Origin of the sequence: Coraliomargarita sinensis (assembly GCF_003185655.1) — a bacterium.
GTDB classification, from domain to species: domain Bacteria; phylum Verrucomicrobiota; class Verrucomicrobiia; order Opitutales; family Coraliomargaritaceae; genus Coraliomargarita_B; species Coraliomargarita_B sinensis.
The window spans coordinates 140,569-167,099 of the sequence record NZ_QHJQ01000009.1 but is presented as its reverse complement, the minus strand read 5'-3'; the positions used below and the strand labels follow the sequence as shown (position 1 = coordinate 167,099).

General features: G+C 56.6%; 22 protein-coding genes and 2 tRNA genes. 19 read left to right on the top strand and 5 right to left on the bottom strand.

Going from position 1 to position 26,531, the window contains the following annotated elements; genetic code table 11:
• Positions 1-13 precede the first annotated feature (13 nt).
• The 13 genes from DDZ13_RS12370 to rpoC all read left to right on the top strand — a co-directional run bounded on the left by DDZ13_RS12370 (position 14) and on the right by rpoC (position 14,689).
• Positions 14-958, top strand: coding sequence for an ATP-binding protein (locus tag DDZ13_RS12370; protein WP_110131767.1), 945 nt, complete (start codon positions 14-16; stop codon positions 956-958).
• Entirely contained in the window at positions 958-1,674 is a 717-nt protein-coding gene (locus DDZ13_RS12365) for a ribonuclease HII (protein ID WP_110131766.1), read from the top strand. Before DDZ13_RS12370 ends, DDZ13_RS12365 begins: the two co-directional genes overlap by 1 nt.
• Before the next feature lie 179 nt (positions 1,675-1,853).
• Positions 1,854-1,928 (top strand) — tRNA-Thr (locus DDZ13_RS12360).
• 58 nt (positions 1,929-1,986) lie between these two features.
• Positions 1,987-3,177, top strand: a complete 1,191-nt coding sequence (tuf, locus tag DDZ13_RS12355; protein WP_110131765.1) for an elongation factor Tu — start codon at positions 1,987-1,989, stop codon at positions 3,175-3,177.
• Between the two features lie 93 nt (positions 3,178-3,270).
• Positions 3,271-3,346 (top strand) — tRNA-Trp (locus DDZ13_RS12350).
• Between the two features lie 13 nt (positions 3,347-3,359).
• Entirely contained in the window at positions 3,360-3,563 is a 204-nt protein-coding gene (gene secE, locus DDZ13_RS12345) for a preprotein translocase subunit SecE (RefSeq protein WP_110131764.1), read from the top strand.
• Between the two features lie 51 nt (positions 3,564-3,614).
• Complete coding sequence (nusG, locus tag DDZ13_RS12340) at positions 3,615-4,193, top strand: transcription termination/antitermination protein NusG (protein WP_110131763.1); 579 nt, start codon at positions 3,615-3,617, stop codon at positions 4,191-4,193.
• A 6-nt stretch (positions 4,194-4,199) separates the two neighbouring features.
• Positions 4,200-4,625 carry a 50S ribosomal protein L11 gene (gene rplK, locus DDZ13_RS12335; protein ID WP_110131762.1) on the top strand — a complete coding sequence of 142 codons (426 nt, stop codon included), beginning with the start codon at positions 4,200-4,202 and terminating at the stop codon, positions 4,623-4,625.
• 51 nt (positions 4,626-4,676) lie between these two features.
• Complete coding sequence (gene rplA, locus DDZ13_RS12330; protein WP_110131761.1) at positions 4,677-5,381, top strand: 50S ribosomal protein L1; 705 nt, start codon at positions 4,677-4,679, stop codon at positions 5,379-5,381.
• A 15-nt stretch (positions 5,382-5,396) separates the two neighbouring features.
• Positions 5,397-5,915 carry a 50S ribosomal protein L10 gene (gene rplJ / locus DDZ13_RS12325; RefSeq protein ID WP_110131760.1) on the top strand — a complete coding sequence of 173 codons (519 nt, stop codon included), beginning with the start codon at positions 5,397-5,399 and terminating at the stop codon, positions 5,913-5,915.
• A gap of 142 nt (positions 5,916-6,057) precedes the next feature.
• On the top strand, positions 6,058-6,447 hold the full coding sequence (gene rplL / locus DDZ13_RS12320; RefSeq protein ID WP_110131759.1) for a 50S ribosomal protein L7/L12: 390 nt from the start codon (positions 6,058-6,060) through the stop codon (positions 6,445-6,447).
• Positions 6,448-6,613: 166 nt separating this feature from the next.
• Positions 6,614-10,405 carry a DNA-directed RNA polymerase subunit beta gene (gene rpoB / locus DDZ13_RS12315; protein ID WP_110131758.1) on the top strand — a complete coding sequence of 1,264 codons (3,792 nt, stop codon included), beginning with the start codon at positions 6,614-6,616 and terminating at the stop codon, positions 10,403-10,405.
• A gap of 39 nt (positions 10,406-10,444) precedes the next feature.
• On the top strand, positions 10,445-14,689 hold the full coding sequence (rpoC, locus tag DDZ13_RS12310) for a DNA-directed RNA polymerase subunit beta' (protein ID WP_233246154.1): 4,245 nt from the start codon (positions 10,445-10,447) through the stop codon (positions 14,687-14,689).
• 164 nt (positions 14,690-14,853) lie between these two features.
• Here rpoC and DDZ13_RS12305 read toward each other — a convergent pair whose 3' ends face one another.
• The 4 genes from DDZ13_RS12305 to DDZ13_RS12290 form a co-directional block, all read right to left on the bottom strand.
• Positions 14,854-15,276, bottom strand: a complete 423-nt coding sequence (locus DDZ13_RS12305) for a PIN domain-containing protein (protein WP_110131757.1) — start codon at positions 15,274-15,276, stop codon at positions 14,854-14,856.
• On the bottom strand, positions 15,266-15,484 hold the full coding sequence (locus DDZ13_RS12300) for a hypothetical protein (RefSeq protein WP_110131756.1): 219 nt from the start codon (positions 15,482-15,484) through the stop codon (positions 15,266-15,268). Before DDZ13_RS12300 ends, DDZ13_RS12305 begins: the two co-directional genes overlap by 11 nt.
• A 223-nt stretch (positions 15,485-15,707) precedes the next feature.
• Complete coding sequence (locus DDZ13_RS12295; RefSeq protein WP_146209359.1) at positions 15,708-16,637, bottom strand: histone deacetylase family protein; 930 nt, start codon at positions 16,635-16,637, stop codon at positions 15,708-15,710.
• A gap of 251 nt (positions 16,638-16,888) precedes the next feature.
• Positions 16,889-17,767 (bottom strand): LysR family transcriptional regulator, encoded by an 879-nt coding sequence (locus DDZ13_RS12290; RefSeq protein WP_110131754.1) that lies wholly within the window; start codon positions 17,765-17,767, stop codon positions 16,889-16,891.
• A gap of 70 nt (positions 17,768-17,837) precedes the next feature.
• Here DDZ13_RS12290 and DDZ13_RS12285 point away from each other — a divergent pair, with 70 nt between their 5' ends.
• The 6 genes from DDZ13_RS12285 to DDZ13_RS12260 all read left to right on the top strand — a co-directional run bounded on the left by DDZ13_RS12285 (position 17,838) and on the right by DDZ13_RS12260 (position 24,958).
• Positions 17,838-19,415 (top strand): proton-conducting transporter transmembrane domain-containing protein, encoded by a 1,578-nt coding sequence (locus DDZ13_RS12285; protein ID WP_110131753.1) that lies wholly within the window; start codon positions 17,838-17,840, stop codon positions 19,413-19,415.
• 20 nt (positions 19,416-19,435) lie between these two features.
• The gene (locus DDZ13_RS12280; RefSeq protein ID WP_110131752.1) at positions 19,436-21,889 is read left to right on the top strand and encodes a DUF2309 domain-containing protein; all 2,454 of its coding nucleotides are present in this window, start codon (positions 19,436-19,438) and stop codon (positions 21,887-21,889) included.
• A gap of 204 nt (positions 21,890-22,093) precedes the next feature.
• The gene (locus tag DDZ13_RS12275; protein WP_110131751.1) at positions 22,094-22,441 is read left to right on the top strand and encodes a VOC family protein; all 348 of its coding nucleotides are present in this window, start codon (positions 22,094-22,096) and stop codon (positions 22,439-22,441) included.
• Between the two features lie 230 nt (positions 22,442-22,671).
• Positions 22,672-22,875, top strand: a complete 204-nt coding sequence (locus tag DDZ13_RS12270; RefSeq protein WP_110131750.1) for a hypothetical protein — start codon at positions 22,672-22,674, stop codon at positions 22,873-22,875.
• A gap of 121 nt (positions 22,876-22,996) precedes the next feature.
• On the top strand, positions 22,997-23,998 hold the full coding sequence (locus tag DDZ13_RS12265) for a Gfo/Idh/MocA family protein (protein ID WP_110131749.1): 1,002 nt from the start codon (positions 22,997-22,999) through the stop codon (positions 23,996-23,998).
• A gap of 21 nt (positions 23,999-24,019) precedes the next feature.
• Positions 24,020-24,958 (top strand): endonuclease/exonuclease/phosphatase family protein, encoded by a 939-nt coding sequence (locus DDZ13_RS12260; RefSeq protein WP_110131748.1) that lies wholly within the window; start codon positions 24,020-24,022, stop codon positions 24,956-24,958.
• Between the two features lie 177 nt (positions 24,959-25,135).
• Here DDZ13_RS12260 and DDZ13_RS12255 read toward each other — a convergent pair whose 3' ends face one another.
• Positions 25,136-26,266: a hypothetical protein gene (locus tag DDZ13_RS12255; RefSeq protein ID WP_110131747.1), complete on the bottom strand. Its 1,131-nt coding sequence runs from the start codon at positions 26,264-26,266 to the stop codon at positions 25,136-25,138.
• Between the last annotated feature and the right edge of the window lie 265 nt (positions 26,267-26,531).

The window sequence follows — 26,531 nt, the reverse complement described above, 5'->3', positions numbered from 1 at the left end:
CTGACAGGGTAGCATGAAGGAAGTCGTATTAACCAAGCCGCCTTATATGAATGCGTCCGAGCAACGGATTGCGGACATGCATACGGTGCTTAACATCATCAATATCCTGATCGGTGAGTTGTCGCTGACCGAAACGGAGGTTCCGGAACTTTCCGAGCGCTCGAAGGAGCTTGATGCCGAACTGCATGCTATCGCCCGGGCTATCAAGGAGGGAGGCGAACTGGCCAGGATTATGCCGCGCATCCGGGATTCGGAGGCGGCTGTGCTAGCTCATTTGCGTGAGGCTTTGGAACAGGAAGAGAGTGCGTCGTCGAGGGCCGAAATCAAAGCTTCGATCAGCAACCTTGAGTCCATCTTTGCCATCTTCAAAAAACGCCTCAATGAACTCGAATTTCGGATGGATGACCCCGACGTCTGGGGGCAAATTGCTCCCGATGTTTTCCGTCAACAGTTTGAAGATGTCTTCGCCGCGATTGCTAAAAATTCCAAAGGAGACTATGGGATCCACTTCAACCTGAATCAGAAAGGGCAGGGCGATTATTATATCGACCTGAAAGTGGAGGCCCAGCTCGATGGCGGGCAGCTCTGGATGCCACTACGTTTGATTGATGTCCTCCGCGATTTAACGGCCAACGCCCGTAAATACACGGAACCCGGTGGTCAAGTTGCCTTGGTGGTCAATCAGGATGAAAGCGGAATCCGGGCTGTGGTCGAAGACAGCGGCTGTGGCATTCCGGATGACGAAATCGAGAAGGTAACCGAGTTCGGCTATCGAGCGAGTAATGTACGCAAACGCCCGACCCTGGGGGGAGGTTTCGGGCTGACCAAGGCCGCCTGGCTGGTGACGACTTGGGGCGGGCGCCTGACCATACGATCCGAAGTGGATCAGGGCACGACCATCAAATTGTTCATTCCCAATAAGCCAATGCCATCGAATCCGCCGGTTTTTAAGCTGTAATGGAATTGAATGACCTGCAGCAACATGATGCCGAACAGCTTACCGAGCGAGAGTGGCTCATCGGCATCGACGAAGCGGGTCGGGGGGCCTTGGCCGGCCCGGTGGTGGCGGGGGCCTGTGTGCTGGGGCAATCCTTTTTCCGTTCAGCCGAGGCGGTTGCGCTTTCGGCTGAGGTGAATGACTCGAAGCAGTTGAGCGCCGGGGCCCGTGAAAGCTATTTTGGGCAAATCAAAGCCCTGCAGCGGGCCGGCCTGCTCGATTTTACGGTGGCCTCGGCTTCGGTTGCAGAGATCGCCGAGCGGAACATTCTAGGTGCGACCCGGCTGGCCATGCAGCGGGCGGTGGAGGCCCTGGTCGGCAGGACCAGCTCATGGAAGCTCCCGGAAGCCGCTGCGGATGGTCCGCTCTTTGCCGGCGAGGCCACGGTACAGCTCATTGTGGACGGGCGCCCGCTCAAGCCATTTCCTTATGCCCATCGCGGGATTGTTAAGGGCGACGGCAAATCGCTTAGCATCGCCATGGCCAGTATTGCCGCCAAGGTCAGCCGGGACCGCGAGCTGGTGCGTCTGGCCACGGACTATCCGGACTACGGTTTTGACGGGCACAAGGGCTATGCCACCCGGAGTCATCGCCAAGCAATTTTGACACACGGCGCGAGTCCTGTTCATCGTGAACTTTTCCTGCGAAAAATCCTGATGCCCAAGGCCTCTGCTTGACAGCGGTCGTCAGCTCCCGGCATAGCGGCTGCGGCGGCCTTTGGGGCCCGCTGCATTTTTTGTAAATAAGTGTTGACTGACTATGGCACGAGGCGCACTTTCGCGGGCTTTCTATTTTTCAACCGCTCACCTGCGTTTGATTACGCGCTCTTTACATCTCCTTTTCAATTGTGCGAAATGCCCTTGTAGCTCAGTGGTAGAGCGCATCCTTGGTAAGGATGAGGTCGGCGGTTCAATCCCGCTCGAGGGCTCCATTTTACATCACAAATAACAAACAAATAACCAATCTCTCAATAACAACTAACATCCATCATGGCTAAGGAAACATTCGAAAGAACAAAGCCGCACGTTAACGTCGGCACCATCGGTCACATTGACCACGGTAAGACAACTACAACTACTGCGATCCTCAAGGTTCAAGCGGACAAAGGTCTCGCTGAATTCAAGTCCTACGCGGACATCGCTAAGGGCGGCACGGTTCGTGACGAAACCAAGACTGTAACGATTGCAGTCGCACACGTCGAATACGAGACCGAGAACCGTCACTACGCACACGTTGACTGCCCGGGCCACGCCGACTTCGTCAAGAACATGATCACCGGTGCCGCTCAAATGGACGGCGCGATTCTGGTTGTTTCCGCTGCTGACGGCCCCATGCCGCAGACCCGTGAGCACATCCTTCTTGCCCGTCAGGTTGGTGTTCCCACCATCGTTGTCTGGCTGAACAAGGTTGACCTGCTCGACGACGAAGAGCTCCTCGAGCTCGTTGAGATGGAAGTTCGTGACCTCCTTTCCAAGTACGAGTATCCCGGCGATGACATCACAATCGTTCGTGGTTCCGCAACCGCTGCCCTCGAAGGCAAGCCGGAAGGTGTTGAAGCGATCGGCAAGCTGATGGATGCGATCGACAAGGACATTGCCGAGCCGGAGCGCGACATCGACAAGCCGCTTCTCATGTCTGTTGAAGACGTCTTCTCCATTACCGGACGTGGTACCGTTGCGACCGGTCGTATTGAGCGTGGTATTGTCAAGGTTGGCGAAGAAATCGAAATCGTCGGTATGAAGGACACTCAGAAGACCACCGTTACCGGTGTTGAGATGTTCCGTAAGCAACTCGATCAGGGTATGGCCGGTGACAACGTCGGTCTTCTCCTTCGTGGTATCGAGCGTGAAGCCATCGAGCGCGGTCAAGTGATTGCCAAGCCCGGCTCCATCACACCGCACACTTCCGCCAAAGCCGAGCTTTACGTCCTGTCCAAGGAAGAAGGCGGCCGCCACACTCCATTCTTCGACGGTTACCGTCCGCAGTTCTTCTTCGGCACCGCCGACGTGACTGGCATCATCAAGTGCCCGGAAGGCGTCGAGATGGTTATGCCCGGCGACAACCTTACCGTCGACATCGAGCTTGGTAAGAACGTCGCGATGGAAGCTGGTCAACGTTTCGCGATCCGCGAAGGTGGCCGCACCATCGGTGCCGGTCGTATCACCGAGGTGACCAAGTAATCCCGGTCAGACCGTTTCCCTCCAGTTTTGCCGAGGGCTCTGAAATGGAGCCCTCGGCTTCGCTGTCTTAATAGTTACTATACATAATTTCTTAGGAGAGTAGTTCAATTGGTAGAGCAACGGTCTCCAAAACCGTAAGTTGTGGGTTCGAGTCCCTCCTCTCCTGCCATTTTATAAATTTCATGAAAAACCCGTTCACCAGCATTCGTCTCTTCTACAAGGAGATGATGGCCGAGCTCAAAAAGGCGTCCTGGCCTTCCAAGACCGAATTACGCGATTCCACGTTCGTAGTGTTGATCGCGACTGCGATTCTCGGCTCTTTTATCGCGCTCACTGACTTTTCGCTGATGAACGGCGTCGAACTATTGACTTCCTGGGTCCGATAGCGCGCATCGCGGCCTGTCGTCCTTTCACGTTTTAACGATCCCTAAACAAAAATGTCGGAAACTTCCACCATCACCGGTCCGCGCTGGTATGCTGTTCAAACGCTCTCCAACCAAGAGCAAAAGGCTAAGAAATACCTCGATAAATTCATCGCCATCGAGGAGATGGAAGATTTTGTTTTCGACGTTCTCATGCCCACCGAGACCGTGACCGAGGTCAAGAACGGCAAGAAAACGACCAAAACCCGCAAATTTTATCCCGGCTACGTTTTCGTCAACATGCGTCTTTATGATGATGACGGCAAGCTGCTGCAGAAGCCCTGGTATTTTGTGCGTGAAGCACAGGGCGTGATTAACTTTGTTGGCGGTGACCGGCCGACACCCCTCAAAAAGAGCGAAATCGACCGCATTATCAACCAGGTCGAGGAAGCTGAGGGTAAAGAAAAGCCGAAAATCGAATACGAGGTCGGCGAAATGGTCAAAGTCAACGACGGGCCTTTTGCCAATCTTGTGGGCAAGATCGAGGAGATCGACCCCGATCGCGGCAAGCTCAAGGTTTCCGTCTCTATTTTCGGGCGTTACACGCCTGTTGAACTTGAATACTGGCAAGTCCAGAGAACTGAAGAAAGCTAATCCGTCATGTCTAAGAAAGTAACAGGAGAAATCCGTTTGCAACTCCCTGCAGGCGCGGCCAATCCGGCTCCCCCCGTGGGTCCGGCACTGGGTGCGCAAGGTGTTAACATCATGGGCTTCTGTAAGGAGTTCAATGCCAAGACCAAGGACCAGGCCGGTATGATTCTGCCGACTGTCATCACAGTCTATGCAGACCGTTCCTTCACCTTTATCCTGAAGTCGCCGCCCGCCGCCATTCTTTTGAAGAAGGCTGCCGGTATCGCCAAGGGATCCGGCGTGCCGAACAAGGAAAAAGTCGGCACTGTCACTCGCAAGCAGGTACTCGAAATCTGCGAAACCAAGAAAAACGACCTCAATGCCAAGGACGAGGATGCCGCGTTCAACATAATCGCCGGCACCGCACGCTCCATGGGCCTCGAAGTCGTCGACTAATCTTTCGGAGCGCCATTCGGGGCTCCAAACGAACAACTAGAGATTAATATTATGGCCACCCAGCAAATCAAGGGAAGCAAACGCTACCGTTCGGCCGTCGAAATGACGGACCTGACGAAGACTTACTCGGTCGAAGAAGCGTCTGCGTTACTGAACAAACTACCGAAGGCGAAGTTCGACGAAACCGTCGAAATCTACGCCCACCTCACGGTCGATCCTCGTAAGAGCGACCAGATGGTCCGCGGGACCCTCTCGCTTCCGAATGGCAGCGGTAAGACGGTTCGCGTTATTGTCTTCACTGAAAATCCGGACGAAGCCAAAGAGGCAGGTGCCGACGAAGCCGGTCTCGACGACCTGATTGAAAAGGTCTCCGGCGGATGGACTGACTTTGATGTCGCCATCGCCACCACCAGTGCGATGAAGAGCGTTCGTAAGGTCGCTCGCGTGCTTGGTCCCCGTGGTTTGATGCCGAATCCGAAGTCCGGCACCGTCACCGATGACATCCCGGCAGGGATCAAGGAAGTCAAGGGCGGACGCGTCGAGTTCAAGATGGATAAGACGGCCAATGTCGCCATCGTTGTCGGTAAGCGCTCCTTCACTCCCGAGCAAATCACCGAAAACGCTGAAGCGGCGATCAAGGCCCTGACCGACGCCAAGCCTCAGTCCACAACCGGCAAGTTCCTCAAGAGCTTGACCCTCAGTGCCACCATGAGCCCCGGCATCTCAGTCGATGCGGCTCCGTATAACAAGAGCTAAGGAGGGACATACGACATGAGACCAGAAAAGAAATATCTCGTTGATGAGGTCAGCACGCACCTCGCAAAATCCGATTACGTTTATCTTGCGAACTACGAACGCATCACTGTCGATGAGACAGCCGAGCTCCGTGCCTCGCTGGCCGAGCACGACGCCGAGTTCCACGTGGTGAAGAATACTATCTTCGGCATCGCTGCCGGCGAGAAGGAGTACCCAGACGTAAGCGAGCACCTGAGCGGACCGACTGCGATCATCGTGGGCGGGAACAATCCCTCCGGTGTTGCCAAGGTTCTGAACAAGTTCTTCAAGGATAAAGAAAAGGTCGATCTCAAGGTCGGCATCTTTAACGACAAGACCCTGGACAAGCAGCAAATCGAAGCGCTTGCCAAGCTTCCGGGCCTCGAGTCGCTTCGCGCGCAGCTCCTTGGCCTGCTCACTCAGCCTGGCACCGGCCTCGTTCGCGTCCTCAACGCGGTTCCGCAAAACGTCGTCAATGTTCTGCAAGCCAAAGTGCGTGCGGAAAACGGCGAGTAATCGAAATCATCACATCACAACTTTTAGCCGTCGCCTGATCGCGGTGGCCGAAAAACCAAAAACCATAAAATACGGTTAGGAGGAATTCGCCTCTTAAATGTCCCCGACGCGGGGATGCTAACCCATTGAAAGGTATAACATCATGGCAGATATCACAAAAGACCAAGTCGTCGAGTGGCTCAGCGCACAATCCGTGCTCGAAGTCGCCGATCTCGTTAAAGAACTCGAAGAGAAGTGGGGCGTAAGCGCTGCTGCTCCTGTTGCTGTCGCTGCTGGCGGCGCACCTGCTGCTGGCGGTGGCGAAGAAGCTGCCGAGGAGAAGGACGAGTTTGACGTTATCCTCAAGGCTGCTGGCTCCAACAAGATTGGTGCCATTAAGGAAGTTCGCGCCATCACCGGCCTCGGACTCAAGGAAGCCAAGGAACTCGTCGAAGGCGCACCGAAGCCTGTTAAGGAAGGTGCCTCCAAGGACGAAGCTGAAGAGATCAAGAAGAAGCTCGAAGCTGCCGGCGCTGAAGTCGAATTGAAGTAATCACGGAACAACTCCGAATTATACTCAATCATACTACATTTACACAGTTAGGTGAGCTTGCCCAGCAACGGGCAAGCCTCGCCTAGCTGTTTTTGCTTTTCCGCCGTCTTCCGCGGCACACCAACTGAATTTACCATCATCATCACCGTTCAACGGACATAGCATCATGTCAAAACGCACAAATTTCGGTCAACTTAAGGAAGTTATCCAGCCACCCAACCTGATTGAGAATCAGGTGGACTCCTACAAGGAGTTCCTCCAGATGGACACCCCGACCAACCAGCGGAAAGCAGTTGGCCTGGAGGCGGTATTCTCTGAGGTCTTCCCGATCGAAAGTTACGACAGCCGTTGCCACCTCGAGTATGTCAACTACCGCGTTGAGCCACCACGTGAGACCGAGATCGAAGCGATCCGCGACGGTGTGACCTACTCCGTTTCCCTCTACGTGAAGCTTCGCCTCCGTGAGGAAGACCACATCAAGGACGAGGAAATTTACATGGGCGAGCTCCCGATGGTTTCCGAACGCGGTTCCTTTATCATCAACGGTGCTGAGCGTGTGATCGTCAGTCAGCTGCACCGTTCGCCCGGTATCGCGTTTGAAGAAAGCACGCATACCAGTGGCAAGATCCTCCACGCCTTCCGTATTATACCGGACCGCGGTACCTGGCTCGAAGTTCAGTTCGACCAGAACGACCTTCTCTATGTCTATCTCGACCGTCGTCGTCGCCGCCGCAAGTTCCTGCTGACCACTTTGCTCCGTGCCATGGGCTACGGCTCCGATGCGGAAATCCTCAACCTTTTCTACGATCTCGATGAGATCTCGGTGGCGGACGCCCTCAAGCGTGACTCCGTCTCCAACCTTGTTCTGACCGAAGACATCGTTGATGCCGACAAGGGTGTCGTGCTGGCACGTGCGTTCGAGCCATTGACCAAGACCATCGTTCGCAGCTTCGAAAAAGCCGGCCTCAAGAAGGTCGTCGCGATCGACACCACGGTGGATGACGGTGCGATTATCCGCTGCCTGAAAAAGGACCCGACTCAAAACGAAGAAGAGGCGCTCAAAGATATCTACAAGCGCCTCCGTCCCGGTGAGCCGCCCACAACAGCCAACGCCAAGGCTCTCCTCAAGCGTCTCTTCCAGGATCCGCGCCGCTACGACCTCGGTCGCGTCGGTCGCTATAAGCTGAACCAGAAGCTGAAGATGGAGACGGACCTCGACTTCCGCGTGGTCAACGCAGAGGACGTCGTCGAAGCCACCAAATATCTGTCCCGCCTCAAGCGCGGCGAGGGCACCTTGGATGATATCGACCACCTTGGCAGCCGCCGCGTTCGTACCGTCGGTGAGCTTCTTGCCAACCAGTGCCGCGTGGGCCTCGCCCGCACCGAGCGTCTGGTCAAAGAACGCATGACGCTCTACGATCAAAGTGTCGACTCGATCACGCCGCAGAAGCTGATCAACCCGAAGGCGCTGAGCACGGTAATCCGCGATTTCTTCGCCCGCAGTCAGCTCTCCCAGTTCATGGACCAAATCAATCCATTGGCGGAGCTGACCCACAAGCGTCGTCTCTCGGCTCTCGGGCCGGGTGGTTTGAATCGTGAGCGTGCCGGTTTCGAGGTGCGTGACGTGCACCCGTCCCACTACGGTCGTATCTGCCCGATTGAAACTCCGGAAGGTCCGAATATCGGTCTGATCAACTCGCTTTCGCTCTACTCGCGGATCAATGAGTTCGGCTTTATCGAAACACCGTACCGCAAGGTGACGGATGGTAAGGTTTCGGATGAGGTGGAATACCTCAACGCCGACCAGGAAGAGCCCTTCATGATCGCGCAGGCCAACTCCGAGATCGACAAGAACGGCAAGCTGAAAGGCCCACGCGTAACTTGCCGGAATCAGGATGAGGTGCTCGAGCTTTCCCCCAAGGAAGTCGATTACATGGACGTTTCGCCGAAGCAACTGGTTTCGGTGGCCGCAGGACTTATTCCGTTCCTCGAGCACGACGACGCCAACCGCGCGCTCATGGGCTCGAACATGCAACGCCAGGGTGTGCCGCTGCTTCAATCCGAAGCGCCTTTCGTCGGCACAGGTATTGAAGAGCGTGTCGCAATCGACTCCAAGACGGTCGAAATCGCCGACATCGACGGTATCATCGCCGAGGTTGACGCACGCCACATCGTGCTGACCAAGGACGGCGAAATGCCCGCCCGCACCAAGGGAGAACTCAAGACCGACCCGAAGAAGGACCTTTACGTATATCCGCTCCGCAAGTTCATGCGCTCGAATGCCGGTACTTGCTTCAACCAGAAGCCCATCGTCGCGAAGGGCCAACCGGTGAAGAAGGGCGATATTATTGCAGATGGCGCATCGACCGACGACGGCGATCTCGCTATCGGACGTAACATTCTCGTCGCCTTTATGCCGTGGAACGGCTACAACTTCGAGGACGCGATTTTGATCTCCGAGAAAATCGTCAAGGACGACATCTTTACTTCCATCCACATCGACGAGTTCGAAGTCACCGCGCGTGACACCAAGCTCGGGCCGGAAGAGATTACCCGTGACATTCCGAATGTCGGTGAAGAAGCCCTCAAGGATCTGAACCACGACGGTGTCATCCGCGTAGGTGCCGAGGTCAAGCCCGGCGATATCCTCGTCGGTAAGATCACTCCGAAGTCGGAAACCGAACTCGCGCCGGAAGAAAAACTTCTCCGTGCAATTTTCGGTGAGAAGGCCGCCGATGTTAAGGATACGTCCCTCGTGGTGCCCTCCGGTGTTCATGGTATTATCATGGATGTGAAGGTGTCCGCCCGCGTGGACGGTGAGCCGGAGCAAATGTCCGCATCCGACCGCCGTCGTCAGATCAAAAAGATCAACGAAGAATACCGCTCTCAGAGTGACAAACTTCGTGAAGACCTGACCGAGGCGCTCTCCAATATTCTACTGGGTGAGAAGATTCCGCTCGACGTGAAGAACGGCGAGACGGACGAAGTCATCATCCCGGCGAACCGCAAGATCACCAAGACCTTGCTTCGTCGCCTCGCTGCTGTCTCCAAGGATATCGAGATCGATCCGTCTCCGGTGAAGATCAAGATCATGGAGATCGTGAACAACTATCAGGGCAAGTTCGACGAGCTTGACTACGACCGCGAACGCAAGATCGAAGGTGTCGAGTCCGGCGAAGATGCGGATCAGGGTGTTGTCAAGAGCGTGAAGGTCTACATCGCCAAGAAGCGCAAGATGCAGGTGGGTGACAAGATGGCCGGCCGCCACGGTAATAAGGGTGTGGTCGCCAAGATTGTTCCGGAAGAGGACATGCCTCACCTGCCCGATGGCACACCGGTTGAAATCTGCCTCAACCCGCTCGGCGTTCCGTCCCGAATGAACGTCGGTCAGGTCCTTGAGACTCACCTCGGCTGGGCTTGTAAGAAGCTTGGTCTGAAAGTCGCGACTCCGGTCTTCGACGGTATCAGCGAGGCACGTGTCCGTGAATACCTTGAAGAAGCCGGACTGCCGTCCACAGGTAAGAGCGTTCTTTACGATGGCCGCACCGGCGAACAACTCCACCAGGAGGTCGTGGTCGGTTACATGTACATGCTGAAGCTCAACCACCTCGTGGCATCCAAGATCCATGCCCGTGCGGTGGGTCCATACTCGCTCATCACCCAGCAACCGCTCGGTGGTAAGGCACAGTATGGTGGCCAGCGCTTCGGTGAGATGGAGGTTTGGGCGCTCGAAGCTTATGGCGCCGCCTACACCCTGCAGGAACTCCTTACCGTCAAGTCCGACGACGTGGCGGGCCGGACCCGTATCTACGAGTCGCTGGTCAAGGGGGACAACAGCCTGCAGGCGGGTACGCCTCAGTCGTTCAACGTTTTGATGAAGGAAATCCAAAGCCTCTGTCTCGACGTTCGCCTTGGCACCGAAGGAAAGTTCGACCTCGACACTGCGATCGACGTTTAAGGCCCGCACATCCGCAACATTTCAAAAAAGGTTTACTCAATGAGCAACGAAGTAGCACGCGACGTCCTTGGCTATGAAGCCACCAAATCATTTGACCGTGTCGGTATTACCGTCGCCGCACCGGAGGCCATCCGCGAATGGTCCCGTGGTGAGGTGAAGAATCCGGAAACGATCAACTACCGTACATTCAAGCCGGAGCCGGGCGGTCTTTTCTGCCAACGCATCTTCGGCCCGGTGCGCGACTACGAATGCGCCTGTGGTAAATACAAGCGCATCAAATACAAGGGCGTGATCTGCGACCGCTGTGGTGTCGAAGTCACTGTCTCCCGCGTTCGCCGCGACCGTATGGGCCACATCGAGCTGGCTGTTCCGGTTTCCCACATCTGGTTCCTCAAGAGCATGCCGTCCCGTCTCGGGCTGCTGCTCGATATCACCGCACGTAATCTGGAGCGCGTCATTTACTACGAGAACTATCTGGTGATCGATCCGGGGAAGACGCCTCTGGAAGAGCGCCAGCTGCTCACCGAGCAGGAGTATCTACAGGCGCAGGACGAGTATGGTGAAGATTCCTTTGTCGCCCGCATGGGTGCCGAGGCGGTGCGCGATGCCCTCGCTCTGGTTGATCTCGAGTCCACCGTGGCCGAGCTCCACGAGCAAATGCACGCCACTCGCTCGAAGCAGATCAAGAAGAAGATTTCCAAGCGCTTGAAGACGATTCAGGGCTTCATGGAGTCCGGCACCCGTCCCGAGTGGATGGTGCTCGAAGTGCTTCCGGTTATTCCGCCGGATCTTCGTCCGCTGGTTCCGCTCGAAGGGGGCCGTTTCGCCACTTCCGACCTGAACGACCTCTATCGTCGCGTCATCAACCGGAACAACCGTCTGAAGAATCTTCTCTCCCTGAAGACTCCGGACGTCATTATTCACAATGAGAAGCGCATGCTTCAGGAAGCTGTGGACGCGCTCTTCGACAACGGCCGCCACGGCCGTGCTGTCACCGGCGCCGGCAATCGCCCGCTCAAGTCCCTCTCCGACATGCTCAAGGGCAAGCAGGGTCGTTTCCGTCAAAATCTTCTCGGTAAGCGGGTCGACTACTCCGGTCGTTCCGTCATCGTGACCGGTCCGGAGCTCAAGCTGCACCAGTGTGGCTTGCCCAAGAAGATGGCCCTCGTTCTCTTCGAGCCGTTCATCATCCGCCGCCTCAAGGAACTGGGCTTCGTCCACACTGTACGGGGAGCGCGTAAGATGATCGAGAAGCAGTCTCCGGAAGTCTGGGACATTCTTGAAGAAGTCACCAAGGGGCACCCGGTTCTGCTGAACCGCGCGCCGACGCTTCACCGTCTTTCCATCCAGGCTTTCGAGCCGGTTCTGATCGAAGGGGATGCCATCCGTGTCCACCCGCTGGTTTGCACCGCTTACAATGCGGACTTTGACGGCGACCAAATGGCGGTGCACGTACCGCTCTCGCTGGAAGCGGTCATGGAGGCCAAGACCCTCATGATGGCGACGCACAACATCTTCTCGCCTTCATCCGGCAAGCCGATTCTGACGCCTTCGCAGGACATCGTCCTCGGCTCCTACTTCCTCACGCTCGACCCGCCGGTCAAGCCCGAGGAAGGCAAGCGCTTGCCGCTGGTCGTCGATGCCGACGAACTCGACACCGCTGTGGCTGACGGCGCGCTTAACGTCCATGACCACATCAACTTCATCAATCCGGACTTCGGCAAGGAAGGCACGGTCTATGGTAAGTCGGACAAGAAAGTGATCCGCACCACGGTCGGTCGCGTGATTTTCAATACGATTTGGCCCAAGGAGCTTGGCTTCATCAACTTCCCTGTGCCGAAGGGCAAACTGGGGAATATCATTCTCGATACTTACAAGACTGTCGGTAAGGAACGCACTGTTCACACGCTCGACCGTCTCAAGGAGACCGGCTTCAAAATCGCCACCAAGGCGGGTGTCTCGATCGGTATTGACGACATGATCATCCCCGAGTCGAAGCCGGCGATTGTAAAGAATTCCCGTAAACGCATCGACGAAGTCGAAGGTCAATACAAGAAGGGTATCATCACCGAAGGTGAGCGTTACAATAAGATCATCGACATTTGGACCGGTTGCACCGACGACATCGCCAAGGCGGTGTTCGAAGAGTTGAAGAACAATGGCGGCAAACCAAGCGTCAACCCGGTCTATCTTATGATGGACTCCGGTGCCCGTGGTAATAAGCAGCAAGTTCGTCAGCTCTGTGGTACCCGTGGTCTCATGGCTAAGCCGTCCGGTGAAATTATCGAACGTCCGATTCTCTCCTCTTTCCGTGAGGGGCTTTCCGTTCTCGAATACTTCATCTCCACACACGGTGCCCGTAAGGGTCTGGCCGATACCGCGCTGAAGACAGCTGACGCCGGTTACCTGACCCGTAAGCTCTGTGACGTGGCCATGGACTGCATCGTTGAGCAAACCGACGACGGCAACCGCGACGGTGTCTGGAAATACGCTATCTACGAAGGTGACGACGAGATCGTTTCCCTCTACGACCGTATTGTGGGCCGCTGCTCGTCCAACGACATTAAGAATCCGCTCGATCCGGATGAGATTCTGGTCAAGAACGGTCAACTGATCACCGAGGAGATTGCCGCCAAGATCGAGGAAGTCGGTGTTGAGCGCGTCAAGGTGCTCTCCGCACTGACCACCCGCAACAAGGTCGGCATTACCGCACTTGAATACGGTATCAATCCGGCAACCAGCAGCATGGTGGAGCGCGGCTCCTCCGTTGGTATCATCGCGGCTCAGTCGATTGGTGAGCCCGGCACGCAGCTCACCATGCGTACTTTCCACATTGGTGGTATCGCATCCGGTGTTCTCAAGAATCCGGAAATTAAAGTCCGCACCGGTGGTAAGGTTGTCTACAAGGGCCTCCGCATCGTGCAGACGGCTGATGGTGCCAACATCGTTCTGAATAAGACCGGTTCCGTACAGATCCTGGACGATGACGATCGCGAGATCGAAACCTACAAGATCGTGGTTGGTTCCGTGCTCACACAGCCGGACGGTGGTTCCATCAAGAAGGGCGAAATCCTCGCCATGTGGGACCCGCACAATATTCCGATTCTCTCCGAGAAGGCCGGTAAGATTAAGTTCTCCGACATGATTCACGGGGTGACGATCAAGCGCGAGCTTGACGAGTCCACCGGCCGTATCGCTACGGTCGTGATCGAGCACAAGGAAGACCTCAACCCGCAAGTCGAGATTGTCGGCGAAAAGGGCAAGGTCATTGCCACTTATGCGATCCCGACCGGTGCCCAGGTCGCCGTCAACGAAGACGACGAGATCGCCCCCGGTACTATGCTCGCGAAAACTCCACGTCAGGCATCCAAGACACAGGACATTACCGGTGGTCTGCCACGTGTGGCCGAGCTTTTCGAAGCGCGCCGTCCGAAGGACGCCGCGGAAATGGCCAAAATCGACGGTGTGGTTTCGCTCGACGGTACGGTTCGCGGCAAGAAGAAGCTCCTTGTCACCGACCCTGAGACCGGCGATGAAGAAGCGCATCTCATCCCGCACGGCAAGCACCTCGTTGTACAAGTCGGTGACCTCGTGCACAAGGGGCAGAACCTCACCGAAGGTGGCGCCGATCCGCACGAAATTCTCGAAATTCTCGGGCCGCAGGCTGTTCAGGACTACCTCATTTCCGAGATTCAGAAGGTTTACCGTCTCCAGGGCGTTGAAATTAACGACAAGCACATCGAGGTCATCATCTCGCAAATGCTCAAGAAGATCCGCATCACCGATCCGGGTGACTCCGAGTTCTTCTGGGGTGAGCAGGTGGACCGCTATGCCTTCATGACTGCCAACGAGCACATCGAAGACGCTGGTGGTATGCCCGCCGAAGGTGAACCCGTGCTTCTCGGTATCACCAAGGCTTCCCTCGAGACCGAATCCTTCATCTCCGCCGCTTCCTTCCAGGAAACGACCCGCGTCCTGACCGACGCTTCGACCCTGGGCAAGGTAGACGAGCTCAAGGGCTTCAAGGAGAACGTCATCATGGGGCACCTCATTCCTGCGGGTACCGGTCTTCCGGCCTACCGCAAGCTCCGTATCGATACACTCGGTGCGGAAATGGAAAAGGTTTCCCTCGAAGAAGCGGCCGAGCGTGTCGAAGGCGTGGCCTTGCCACAGGCCGAGCTCAGCACCGAGGCTGAAGGTGCCGTGCCAAAGGCCGACGGTGTTGAAGGTGAAACCGAAAAGTCCGCCGAAAAGGCTGCCTCCGACGAGGAGGAAGCCGGATAAACCGACCCAACGTTTTATGCAAAAGCCCGCTCATTCGAGCGGGCTTTTTTATTTCGTAGGGGCTCTCGCTTGCGAAGCCCGCGATGGCGGGTAGAATCCCGAATCTTCGGAAACCACACCACGCTCGCGCCCCGAGGTGCACCCCTACGAAAATTTCCGTATTCCTATCGCCCGATTTGGAACGGGTCTTGGACGATTAAGCTTCCAAATGGCCGCCCGTCCTGGAAGTCTTCGGAATATAAACGAGTCGCACCCGATTCAATCGCAGCGGCCAGTATGAGAGAATCATAGTAGCGGTATTGTGTGTGCGCATGTAGGTCGCAGGCGTTTTGATAGAGCGACTGCGAGGGCATGACTTGACACTTTGGCCAGAGAACCAGTTCGATGAAATTCTTAAGGAAATGCGGGCTTACCGGTTTGGCAAAACGATGCAGCGCAACAGAGCTGAATTCCTGTAATACGTGCCAACTGATCGACCAGTTATGCTCTATTTCGATAAGTTCACGGGCACGTGCTTGTTTTTCGGGTGCAGTCTGGTCGAAGGCATAGACCAGTACGTTCGTATCCAGAAAATAATCAGCGCTCATTCATCTCCTCTCGTGTGAATTTTCCGCCTGCATTGTATTGTGACATCTCTTCAAAGACGGCATCGACGCGTTTTCGACGTGCATCCCGTTGGGCGAGATCATCGAGCCACTCCCGGAAAAGCGCGTTTAGTGTGGTCTTTCGTGAGCGCGCTTCTTCACGTGCCAGTTCGATCACACGTTCATCGGCACTGAATGTGACGTTTTTCATAACACGAATATCGTGTACACGAAAACCGTGGTCAAGTGGATTAGGCATCAATTTTACAAAGTCGCATCATGGACGGGCGGTCTTGCCATGACCGCCGTTCGCCAGACGGGATATAAAGACTGTCGAACGAAGAGGTGCTCTTAGCTGCGTGATATATCGCCGAACCTCAGTATCCGAGCGCCACAGCGCAAATTTGGCATTGAGGGCTAAATACCTCGCGAGCCTACACCAAGTGTACAGGAAAACGACAGGCTACCTTCGCCGCCCGCAGCACCGTTTGTGCGTGTAGCCAACCGGTCATGCCGGGTTCGCGGTGATAGCCTCCGCCGTAAACGACGACTGTCGGTGCCGCATACTCCTCGCATAGGCTGAGGACGAAATCGTCACGGGCCGTCATCTCTTCGTTGCTCAGGCGCATTTGACCGAAGCGATCCTCCGCATGACAGTCGGCTCCGCTGATCCAGAAGATCAGGTCGGGCTCGGTCTGGGCAAAGGCGGACGGGAGGGTGCCTCTTAAGGCTTCAAGATAATCTCTACCGTCGACCCAGCGGGGTAGAGGTACGTCTTGATCGCCAGGCTCTTTGGCTGCGGGATAATTTTTGCCTACGTGTATCGAATAAGTGAATACGACGGGATCGTTTCGGAAATAGGCATGGTTGGCGTTGCCCTGATGGGCGTCGGTGTCGACGATCAGAATCTGGTCGGGCTTGCGGCCGAGTGCGCGGAGGTGCTCGATCGCTATTGCGACATCATTGAGCACGCAAAAGCCCAAGCCGCGTCCGGGAAAGGCATGATGCGTGCCGCCGGCCAGGTTGGCGGCCATGCCGTCTTCCATAGCGGCCAGTGTCGCCGCCACGGTTCCGGCCGTCTCAAGCATCGAGCGCTCCAGCAGGCGCGGGCAAGCGGGCAGGCCCAAGCGGTTGCGGTCGTAGCGGAGCAGGCCGTGTGGCTGACCGCGTTCGTCGTCCTGGCTGACCGCATCGAGGTAAGCCGCATCATGCGCTCGTTCGATTACGGTGCGTTCCAGCCGCGGGATGGGGCAGACCTCGACGACATCCTTGACCAGAGCGTGCGCATCCGGGAACTTCTCCATAGGGAAGGGATGCCCCACGGGAAGCGGGAGAAAGTAGTCCGGATCGTAATAGCAGCGCACGAGAGTAGCATGCCGAAATCGTGGGACGATTCAAGCAGGCGGAGCATCTACGATCACAGTTAATGAATTAAGGATAAGGTTCCTATTAAACGACTGAGGATACTGTTAAAGTAGTCGGGGTGATTTATCCCCCGACCGAGCGTACTCGCGACTTCGAATCGACTTGCGAACGGAGCGTTCCTGTGCGCTCGGGCCTTTCTAGGTAGTCTGACAACACACTTGCATTCGGGTCGGGGGATGAATCACCCCGACTACGTTTCCTTCAGCAGCTTCTTCAAATACGGGTTCGGATAGCGCCGCTGGACGGTTACCGCGTAGAAGGTTTCGTGGATGTCGGGGATCTGGTAGAGCTCGACCAACTCGCCGGACTTGAGCTCGTCCTGGACCACCACCGGGGGCACCAGTGCGATCACGTCGGTTTCGCGGGCGATCAGACGGAGCATGGCCATGTCGTCGGCTTCGGCCGCGATCAATGGGGCGATGCCCGCCTTTTCCATGATCAGATCGAAGCGGGTGCGGATACTGCTTTCCTTGCTCGGGAGCACCATGGGTGTGTCGCGTAAATCTTCGGGGAAGCGAAAGGCCCGGCGTTTTTTATGGTGCCGGTGTCCGATCAAACTCACGGCCTGGTCATCCACCAGTTGGCTGCGCAGGAGGCGCTCGTTGTCGCGGGGCACCGGGCTATTGGAGAGGACGAGGTCCAGCGTATGCGCCCGCAGTTGACCATACAGCTCGCGGGTGCTTGATGAGTGGATGATCACTTCCAGTTCGTTGTCATCGAGTGCCTCTCGCAGGAAACTCATCTGGAAGTTTTTCGACAGGGTGGAAACTGCACCCACCCGGAGCACGTTGCGATAGCGGCCGCTGCGATTCTGTAAGGTGGCCAGCATTTCCTCGCCGGTCTTGAAGATCGTCTCTGCGTAGTTCAGCACCATGCGACCTTCCTCGGTCAGGCTCAGGGTTTTGTGCTGCCGGTCGAACAGCGCGCATTCCAAACTCTCTTCCAACTTCTTCAATTGGATGCTGAGTGCGGATTGTGAGACATTCAGCCTTTCCGCAGCCCGGGTGAGTGTGCCCTCACGCACGATGGCGTGGAAGTATCGAAGGTGATGGTAATTGAGTTGATGCATATATAAAATAGAACAAAAGTATAGAATACTTATATTGGATAAACTCAAGTCATTCTGCTAGTCTAGGGACATGGAAACATTCATCAGCAGTCTTGTCCTTTGGATCGCACCGGTCTCACTTCTGTGGGTGTTGCTTTCTTCCAGCTGGCTCAATGTTCGGCCGCGTGCTGCCGGACGTATTGCCGAGGTGATCGCATGGGCGGGCTTTGGCTGTGCTACCATGGCCACTTCGCTTTGGGCGCTTTTCGGCAAGGGGCCGGTGGTGGCGACGCTGACCGATGCCAGTTGGTTCGGTATTCGCTTCGACGCACTTTCGGCTACGATTCTGCTGCTTGTCTGTTTTCTCGGCGCAGTTATTTTACGCTTTTCCAAAAACTATCTGGCAGGCGACAAGAAGCAGGGCCACTTTTTTAAATGGATGTCGGTCACTCTAGGCGCGGTCATGGCACTGGTGGTCGCGCCGGGCTTGGTACAGTTTGGCCTGGCCTGGGTCGCCACCAGTATGGGGCTGCACAAGTTGCTGATTTATTTTCCCGATCGTCTGGGCACGCTGCTCTCGGCCCGCAAAAAATCCATCGTCAGCCGGGTGGGGGACCTCTGTCTGATTGGGGCCTTCTCGGGGATTTACGCCATTTATGGCGTACAGGATTTCGGGCAGTTGTTTGCCGCTACCCAGCTTGAGGGGGGCTCGCTGGGTAATTATTCATGGATCGGTTGGCTCATCATTTTAGGAGCGCTGCTTAAGTCGGCGCAGTTTCCGTTTCATACCTGGTTGCCGGATACCATGGGTGCGCCGACCCCGGTTTCTGCCCTGATGCATGCCGGTATCATTAACGGCGGAGGCTATCTGGTGGTCCGAATGAGCCCGGTTCTCGTGCACACCCCAGCCGCCCTGCAAATGCTGGCCATCTGTGGTGCGCTCACCGCGATCTACGGTTCCATGGTCATGCTCTCCCAGACCAGCGTGAAGCGCGCACTGGCCTATTCGACCATCGCGCAAATGGGCTTCATGCTTCTACAGTGCGGTCTCGGTGCCTTCCATCTTGCGGTGCTGCACCTGGTGGCTCACTCGCTCTACAAGGGGCATGCCTTTCTTTCCTCCGGTTCTGCGGTGGAAACAGCCAAGAAGCTCAATGCCAAGCCGCACTACAGTCGCCTCAATCCGAGCCGCATCTGGCCGGCAGTTGGGGTGTCGATGGCCATTGTGATTGGTCTGAGCTTCGCTTTCGATGTCAGTCCATCGGAAAAGCCGGGCATGCTGGTCTTGAGTATGGTCGTGGTCATGGCCCTCACGCAGCTGCTATGGACCGCCATGCGCCGCGGCCAGGTCGGGATTGCCTTTGCCGGGACCGCAGGTGTGGCGGGCAGTATTGCCGCGCTCTATTACCTGCTGGCGATGTTTTCGGAGCAGATCCTCGCCTCGTCCTTGCCCGAGAAAATCCCCAGCGCCTTTCTGTTCGAGTCGATCCTCGCCGTGCTCATGCTGGGCTTCCTGATCACTTCGATTCGCTTTCAGGACGGTGAACCCGGCTTTCTTACCGTGGCCTACAAGCGCCGCCTCTACGTGCACGCGCTCAATGGTTTCTATATGAATACGATAGCCAATCGCTTTGCCCGGGCCATCGGACTCGTCCCCGACGATCGCTAACCCTCGAACCCGATCACACTATGGAAAATTCCAAGCCACACTTTTTAGCCGCGGAAATCAACGCCGCCTGTGCGAAAATCGCTCCGCTCTGGCCGTTATCGCACTTCGTGGCCGTCAATCCCTTCCTCGGATTTGCGGACCAGAAGTTTGCCGCAGCGGCTGATGCGCACAAACGTATCCAGGGTTCGGATACGGTCCTGCCGAAGGAATGGTTCAAGCAGAAGTTTGAAGCTGGTGATATCGGTCTGGAAGATTTACGCGGGGCGGTGGCGGCAGCCACGCCCGAGATAGCCGATTGTTTTGCTGCTTTCGATCAGCCGCTGACCGCGGATCAGTTGGTCGAGTTGCTTTCGGAGCCCGAAGAAGAGGAAACGCCGGTCTACCAGACTTGCTCCTTCAGTGCATATCTCGATGCCCGCGAGGGAACGCACTGGCAGCGCATCATCCGCGAAGAGGTCGCCAAATGGTGTGCCGCTTACGACGATGAAGGCCAGTCGTCCTGGAAGTTTCCCTGGAAGGATCTGAGCCTGTATGCGGGATGGAAAGAGGCGGCGCAAATCGACCGCAATCCTGAGCTGCACGGTCTTGCGGGCTTCCGGCAATTTGTCGCCGGGCTGCCCGAGGATCCTCACGCCGTGATTGAGCAGGCGATCGAGACTCTGCAAATGCCGGAGGCCCGCATCGGGTCCTTGCTCTATCGCATTCTCCTGACCCTGCCCGGATGGGCGGGACACTTACGCTACAAGGACCGTGAGCTGGAAATTCGCGGCGAATCCGGAGACTCCCTGCTGCAATTGCTTGCTATTCTGCTCAGTTATGATCTGGCGCTCTACAGCATGCATGCCGACGACAAGAACTGTATCCTGGGCTGGCAGCGTAATCTGGAGGAAGATCATGCCGACGATGGTTCTTCCGTCATTCCGCTTGGGCTGGCACAACGCCTGGTTTGGCAGTCCGCCATGGAGCATGCTTTCGAGCAGAAGCTGCGTCTGGGGATCAACCCGAGCGAAGAGTCGGCAGGAGAGCGGCCGGATGTGCAGGCGATTTTCTGTATTGATGTACGTTCGGAAGTGTACCGCCGAGCACTGGAGTCGACCGGTCTGCATGTCCAGACCATCGGCTTCGCCGGATTCTTCGGCTTGCCCATTGACCACAAGGTTCCCGGCCTGGGGGGCTCACAGGCGCGCTGCCCGGTGCTGCTGGCACCGCCGGTGCCGACCAGCGATTGCAAGTCGGGTATCGAGGTTTCGGAATTTGACCAGCTCCTCTTTCAGCGGGTCGATGCCCGTGAAAGTAAGCGCACTTGGAAGCGCTTCAAGGAAGCGGCTTCGTCCTGCTTCACTTTTGTGGAAACCATCGGTCTGAGCTACGGCCTGGAGTTGTTCAAAGATGCGTTCGGTATTTCCGGGAAGACGGGTAGCGATAAAGGGGCACCCGATTTCCTCGTCGATATGGCGACAAAGGATCGGGCCGACCTGGCCGAGGGGATTCTCAAAGGTCTTGGCCTTCTGGAAAACTTCGGACGGATCGTCCTCTTCTGTGGTCATGGCAGCGCGACGAAGAACAATCCTTACGCCTCTGGCTTGGATTGTGGGGCTTGTGGTGGCCACGCCGGTGACGCCAATGCCCGCCTTGCAGCCGCCTTGCTCAACCAGGCCGACGTTCGGGCCGAGTTGGCCGAACGGAAGATTAACATCCCGGCAGATACCGTCTTTGTCGGTGGACTCCATAACACCACCACGGATGAGGTCACACTCTTCGACTACGAGGGTGCCGATTCCACGCTCGTAGGTCAGCTCAGGGCTTCACTGGATCAAGCGGGCATCCTCTGCGCGATCGAGCGTTCCGCCCGACTAGGTGATGCCGGGGAGCAGGATGATGTGGTGGCCGCTGTCCGTGCCCGGAGCCGGGACTGGTCGGAGGTGCGCCCGGAATGGGCACTCGCGGGAAATGCCGCCTTTATTGTGGCGCCGCGTCAATGGACGGCCAAGGCCAACTTGCAGAGCCGCGCCTTTCTGCACGAGTATTCGGCCGAAACCGATCCGGAGGGTGCCGTCCTGGAAAACATTATCGGAGGGCCGCTGGTGGTCGGAAGCTGGATCAATCTTCAATACTACGGATCCGCCACCGACAACGCGCACTTCGGCAGCGGCCATAAGTCGATCCACAACGTTGTGGGTGGCGTGGGCGTCGCCCTCGGTAACGAAAACGATCTCCGCCATGGCCTGCCGCTGCAATCCGTGCACGACGGTGAGAAGCTGATTCACGAGCCACTGCGCCTCCACGCCTGTATCGCCGCTGATACGAAAGTGCTCGATGGCATTCTCGAGCGGCAGGAACACGTGCGCCACCTTGTGGAAAATGGTTGGGTGCACCTGATCGCCCTCGGAGCCGATGGAAAGCTCTGGGCCCGCCGTCAGCCGGACGGCTCCTGGAAGCAGTCCGTTCCGCGTGAACGGGAGGTCGTCGCGTAGGCAAGGTAGTCCTTGAAGCTCAAAGTTCGAATTGAGAGTGAATGCGCACTGCATTCTGATGGCTGGGGGCCTAGCTTGATATGCCTGGGATGTAGCCGACCAGCATGTCACGGCGTAATTTTATGAAGACGGGTCCTCTTACTCCGATAGACAGCTTACTTTTCCTCACTCGCAATTGGGTGCGATGTGCCTACATTTCAAAACATGCAGGTAGAAAAACTTAAATACACCATCTGGGCGGCGGATGCCGAACGCGCGGCCCATTTTTATCAAACCGTGTTCGGGGCCGAGGTGGTTCGTAAAAACCCGCATATCATTGAGCTCTCGGTGGCCGGTGGCCTCATCGCTATCCACGGAGGCGGCGAGGGCAAAACCACTTGGACCGGTTTGAGCTTTCAAGTCGCCGATGTGGTGGCGGCTGCCGCCGAGGTCATCGCGGACGGAGGGAAGTGTGAACGGGAACCACAGCCGGAGGACGGGGAGCCACCGCACCTCGCCATGTGCGAGGATACCGACGGCAATCAGATCATGCTGACTCGGGCCCGCAGCTAGGGTATTGGGATTTAACGGAGTCAGGACATTCTTGTCCTGTCGTGCGCACTGATTTTGAGATACCTGTTTGTTGAAAGCGGACAGGTCTCGAGCGACACGTCCGCCGAAGCCTTGGCGTAGGTGCAAGCGATAAGACCACGCATGTCCGTTCTCCGTTTTGCGTCTGCGTGGGCCAAGGTGAAGCTCTCGCTTGAATAAGTCCGCTCAGTGCCGTAAGATGAAATATTGCTATGTACCGTATCCTACTCATTCCGCTTCTGGTCACGATCCTTCTCCTGTTATTGTTGCTAGTGGCCGCGCTCGTGGGCAAGCGGCGCACCCGGTCGCGGGATAAGGAGCTCAACGGCGACTACATCTACCGTAAAGAACCACATGCCGACCAAGTCACCGAGCATCCCAATCGTCTCGAGGACAACGATATCACCCGAGGCTGAAGCAGCCGGGCCACTTTCGACTCTGAATGGGGGGCGTCTTCGCTTGCGAATGGCTCAATCGACGTTCAGGCGATGGCATCGTTCTTGCCTTCAACCCCGTCGGTCGTCTTAGCTCAGTGACATGAAAGTAGGCATTATTGGAACGGGCTGGGTCACGGAAAAACATCTCGCTGCCCTGAAAAAGATTGAAGCGGCCGAGGTGGTGGCGATTGCGGGTCGCAATCAGGACCGGGCGCAAGAGTTGGCTGCGCCTTTTGGGGCGAAGGCCTACGAAAACTATCTACCCATGCTGGAGCGTGAATCGCTGGACGCTGTTTTCATCCTCCTGCCACCTCACCTACACGGTGATTTGGAGCGCGCCTGCGCCGAACACGTGGGTGCGGTACTGATCGAAAAACCCATCACGACATCGATGGAGCAGGCGCAGGCGATCCACGAGACTTTCAAGCGCGCCGGGACTCTTGTCTCCGTTGGCTATCAAAACCGCTACCGCGAATCCGTCCAACGCGCGCGGGCCTGCTTTACAGAGAGCAGCCCGGGCATCATGGCCAACGGTTGGTGGATCGAGCAAATGCCGCCGCCGTCCTGGTGGCGGCGCATGGACCAATCCGGCGGGCAGTTTGTCGAGCAGTGCACCCACCTCGTCGACTTGAGCCGTTACCTCATGGGCGAGATTACCGAAGTCAGCGCCTACCGCACCAACGGTTTTATGACCGAAGTGCCGGACCTCAGCGTCGACGACGGGATGGTCGTCAATGTCCGCTACGCCTCCGGGGCACTCGGCTCCTTCTGCACCGGCTGTTTCCCGCTCGCCGGGCACGCGCTCAACGGCATCAGCCTCAACCTTTCCACGCGCAAAGACCGCGTGGTTTTTGAAACCTGGGACTTCGCCGGAACCATCCATTCCGGTGAAGGGGAGATTACCGAGCTACCCGGCACAGAGGACGCCTTTCTTGTGCAGAACCGGGCCTTCCTTGAGGCCGTCGCCCAGAAAGACGGCGGCAAAATTCTTTCCGACTACGAGGATGCCATGCGCACGCTCGCGGTCACTCTGGCGGCCAATGAATCCGCCCGGGAGCAGAACGGCGCGCCGGTCAAAGTGGTAAACTTTAATAATAGCTAACCGATCAAGCACTTCTTCTCGATGAACTCTCGCGATAAACCTCAGCCTGTCCTCAAGGTCTGCGTCATACTTCTCTGCACTGTCGGCTTACTCGGCAGTGGTCCATCCTGTCGCGCGCAGGTTCCGGATACAAAGGTGCCGAATAAACCGGCCGCATTCACGATACTGGATCTTGAGGTTATGAGCTTCAATATTCGTAACGGCCGGGCCAAAGACGGGGAGAATCGCTGGGAGAATCGCAAGGGCTTCGTCCGCGACGTGATTCGTGCGGAATCGCCCGACGTGGTCGCGATTCAGGAGGCCTATCACTTCCAGTTGGAATATCTGCTTGCAGAACTGGAGCAATACGCGGTCGCCGGAACCGGACGGGATGGTGGGACCAAGGGCGAGTATTCCTGCATCCTCTACCTGAAGGATCGATTCGAATTGATGGAGACCAACACCTTCTGGCTCTCGGAAACGCCGGAGAAACCCTCGGTCTCCTGGGGCAACCGCTACCGGCGCATCTGCACTTGGGCCGAACTGCGTGAACGGACGACGCAGCGCGAGCTTACCATCTATAACACCCACATGGACCACCAATCCGTCAATGCCCGTGAAAAGGGCGCGCAGTTGATCATGATGCGTATCGCGGCCCGCCAGAACGAAAACCCTTTCGTTCTCTGCGGCGACCTGAATGCCGATGAAGACAGCAAAGTGATTCGATATCTCAAGGGGCAGGAGGCTCTCGACGCACCCAATCCCATCCCGCTGGTCGATACCTGGCGCGTGCTACATCCGGATGATAAATTTGGCGGAACGATCAGCGATTTCAACGGCTGGACGGACAACGTGAAGATCGACCACATTCTCGCAGCACCGGATGTGGATGTGCTGTCCGCCGAAATCATACGCACCCACCGGGAAGGCCGCTACCCCTCGGATCATTATCCGGTAACGGCCCGTTTGAGATTTGATTAGGCTGTCATGGCGTCCGAACGATGTGTACTGAGCCATACTGCCATGGCTACATAGATGCGCTGTAGCTAAGCCAGTCTTCTGGCTTCTTCAGTTCGGGCAGAAAGCAATGTAGCCAAGCCAGCATGCTACGGCGTAGTAGAACGTAGACGGATCCTCTGGCTCTCCTCGCCAGCAAAACTACGCCCCGTCCTTCGGCGTAAAGGGCACCAGCACGGTCAGATTATTAATCTTCAATTCATGGTGGGAGCGATCCCTCGGCACAAACCACTGGCCGTCCTTTCGTTGGACGAGGGCGCCGTGCGAGAACTCGCCCCAGTTGGCGATCGTAATCATGCCGCCCTTATCTCCGCGGATGCAAAGCACGGCGTGATTGCCCAGAAGCGCCCCGGTCTGCCTGTCCTTCGGCCGCACCGATAAAATACCGGCCCGGTAGTTGCGGCTCAGTTCATTGAAATCTTTCAATGAAAGCGGCGGCTTTTTGATTTCAAAGTGCAGTCGGGTGGGCCCCTTGCTGTATTGCTGCACCAATTCGTCCATCGCTACAATGGAGGCTACTGTGTTGGTCCCGCCGTAGTCCGTACGCGACTGCTTTTGAATCTCCCGAATTTTGCGATCGATCTGTTGAAACTTCAGCTGCTTGTAGCGCTGCTGGTCTGAGTGTTGGATTGATTCGTCCAAGAGTCCGAACTTGGAATACCAGACATACAGGTTGAGCAGAGCGGTCGGCCCGCAGCCACTTTCCGGTTCGGGATAGTCGCCCTGATTCTCGGAGATGAAATAGCGTCGCGCCTCCCCTCGCATTGGCACCTCCGCGCCCTGCATGCCCCGACGATAGAAGTCGTAACGTTGGGTTTTGCTGTTCCACTTTTTTTCAGCCACATAAAAGGGAAAGTCTTTTTCCGTCTGCCGGAACCGCGTGCCCTGATAGTTGATGATAGGCGCCGATTTTGAGGCGCGCAGCTGCTTGAGGATGATATCGCCAACAGCGCTTTGGTTGGACTGCTCCCTGATAACCTGAAAAGCGGAGGCGGCCGGCACGGCATCACCAGCATCGCTGTAGCTGATCTCAACGGGGGGTGGCTCTTTTTCTCCATAGATCCCCTGAAATTTATCCTCCTCTGTCACCAGCAGGTAGAGCACTACCCCCATGACCACCAGCATCAGCGCCAGCGCGATGACTTCACCCGCCCGCTCCTGCCCACGCTTGCAAGCGGGGCAGCGCTGCTTTGCTTTCTCCAGTGTATGGTTGCAGTATCGGCAATGATTCTGCGTCGGGCGTGGGTTCTGTTTTGCGGACCGGGTGGACATGCTGTCTCAAGTTTTTTTCCGGGGCCTGGGGCGGATGATTGTTTCCGATAGGGATTTTCTCCCTTCCCGTAGCGTTGGTATTCGTTGGATTTAGAGAGGACGTTGAGCTTTGTCAGCGGAAAACCCGATAGGTTTCGTATCACAAGCTGGAATTCGTGGCGTCTGCGCTCGCGCATGGCTCCGCGCCGTTGAGGCGCGGCACGTCTGGTAAAATTGAAAGAGTCGGGCATGGGACTGTAGTCGGAGTGAGCTTTCCATCGCTATG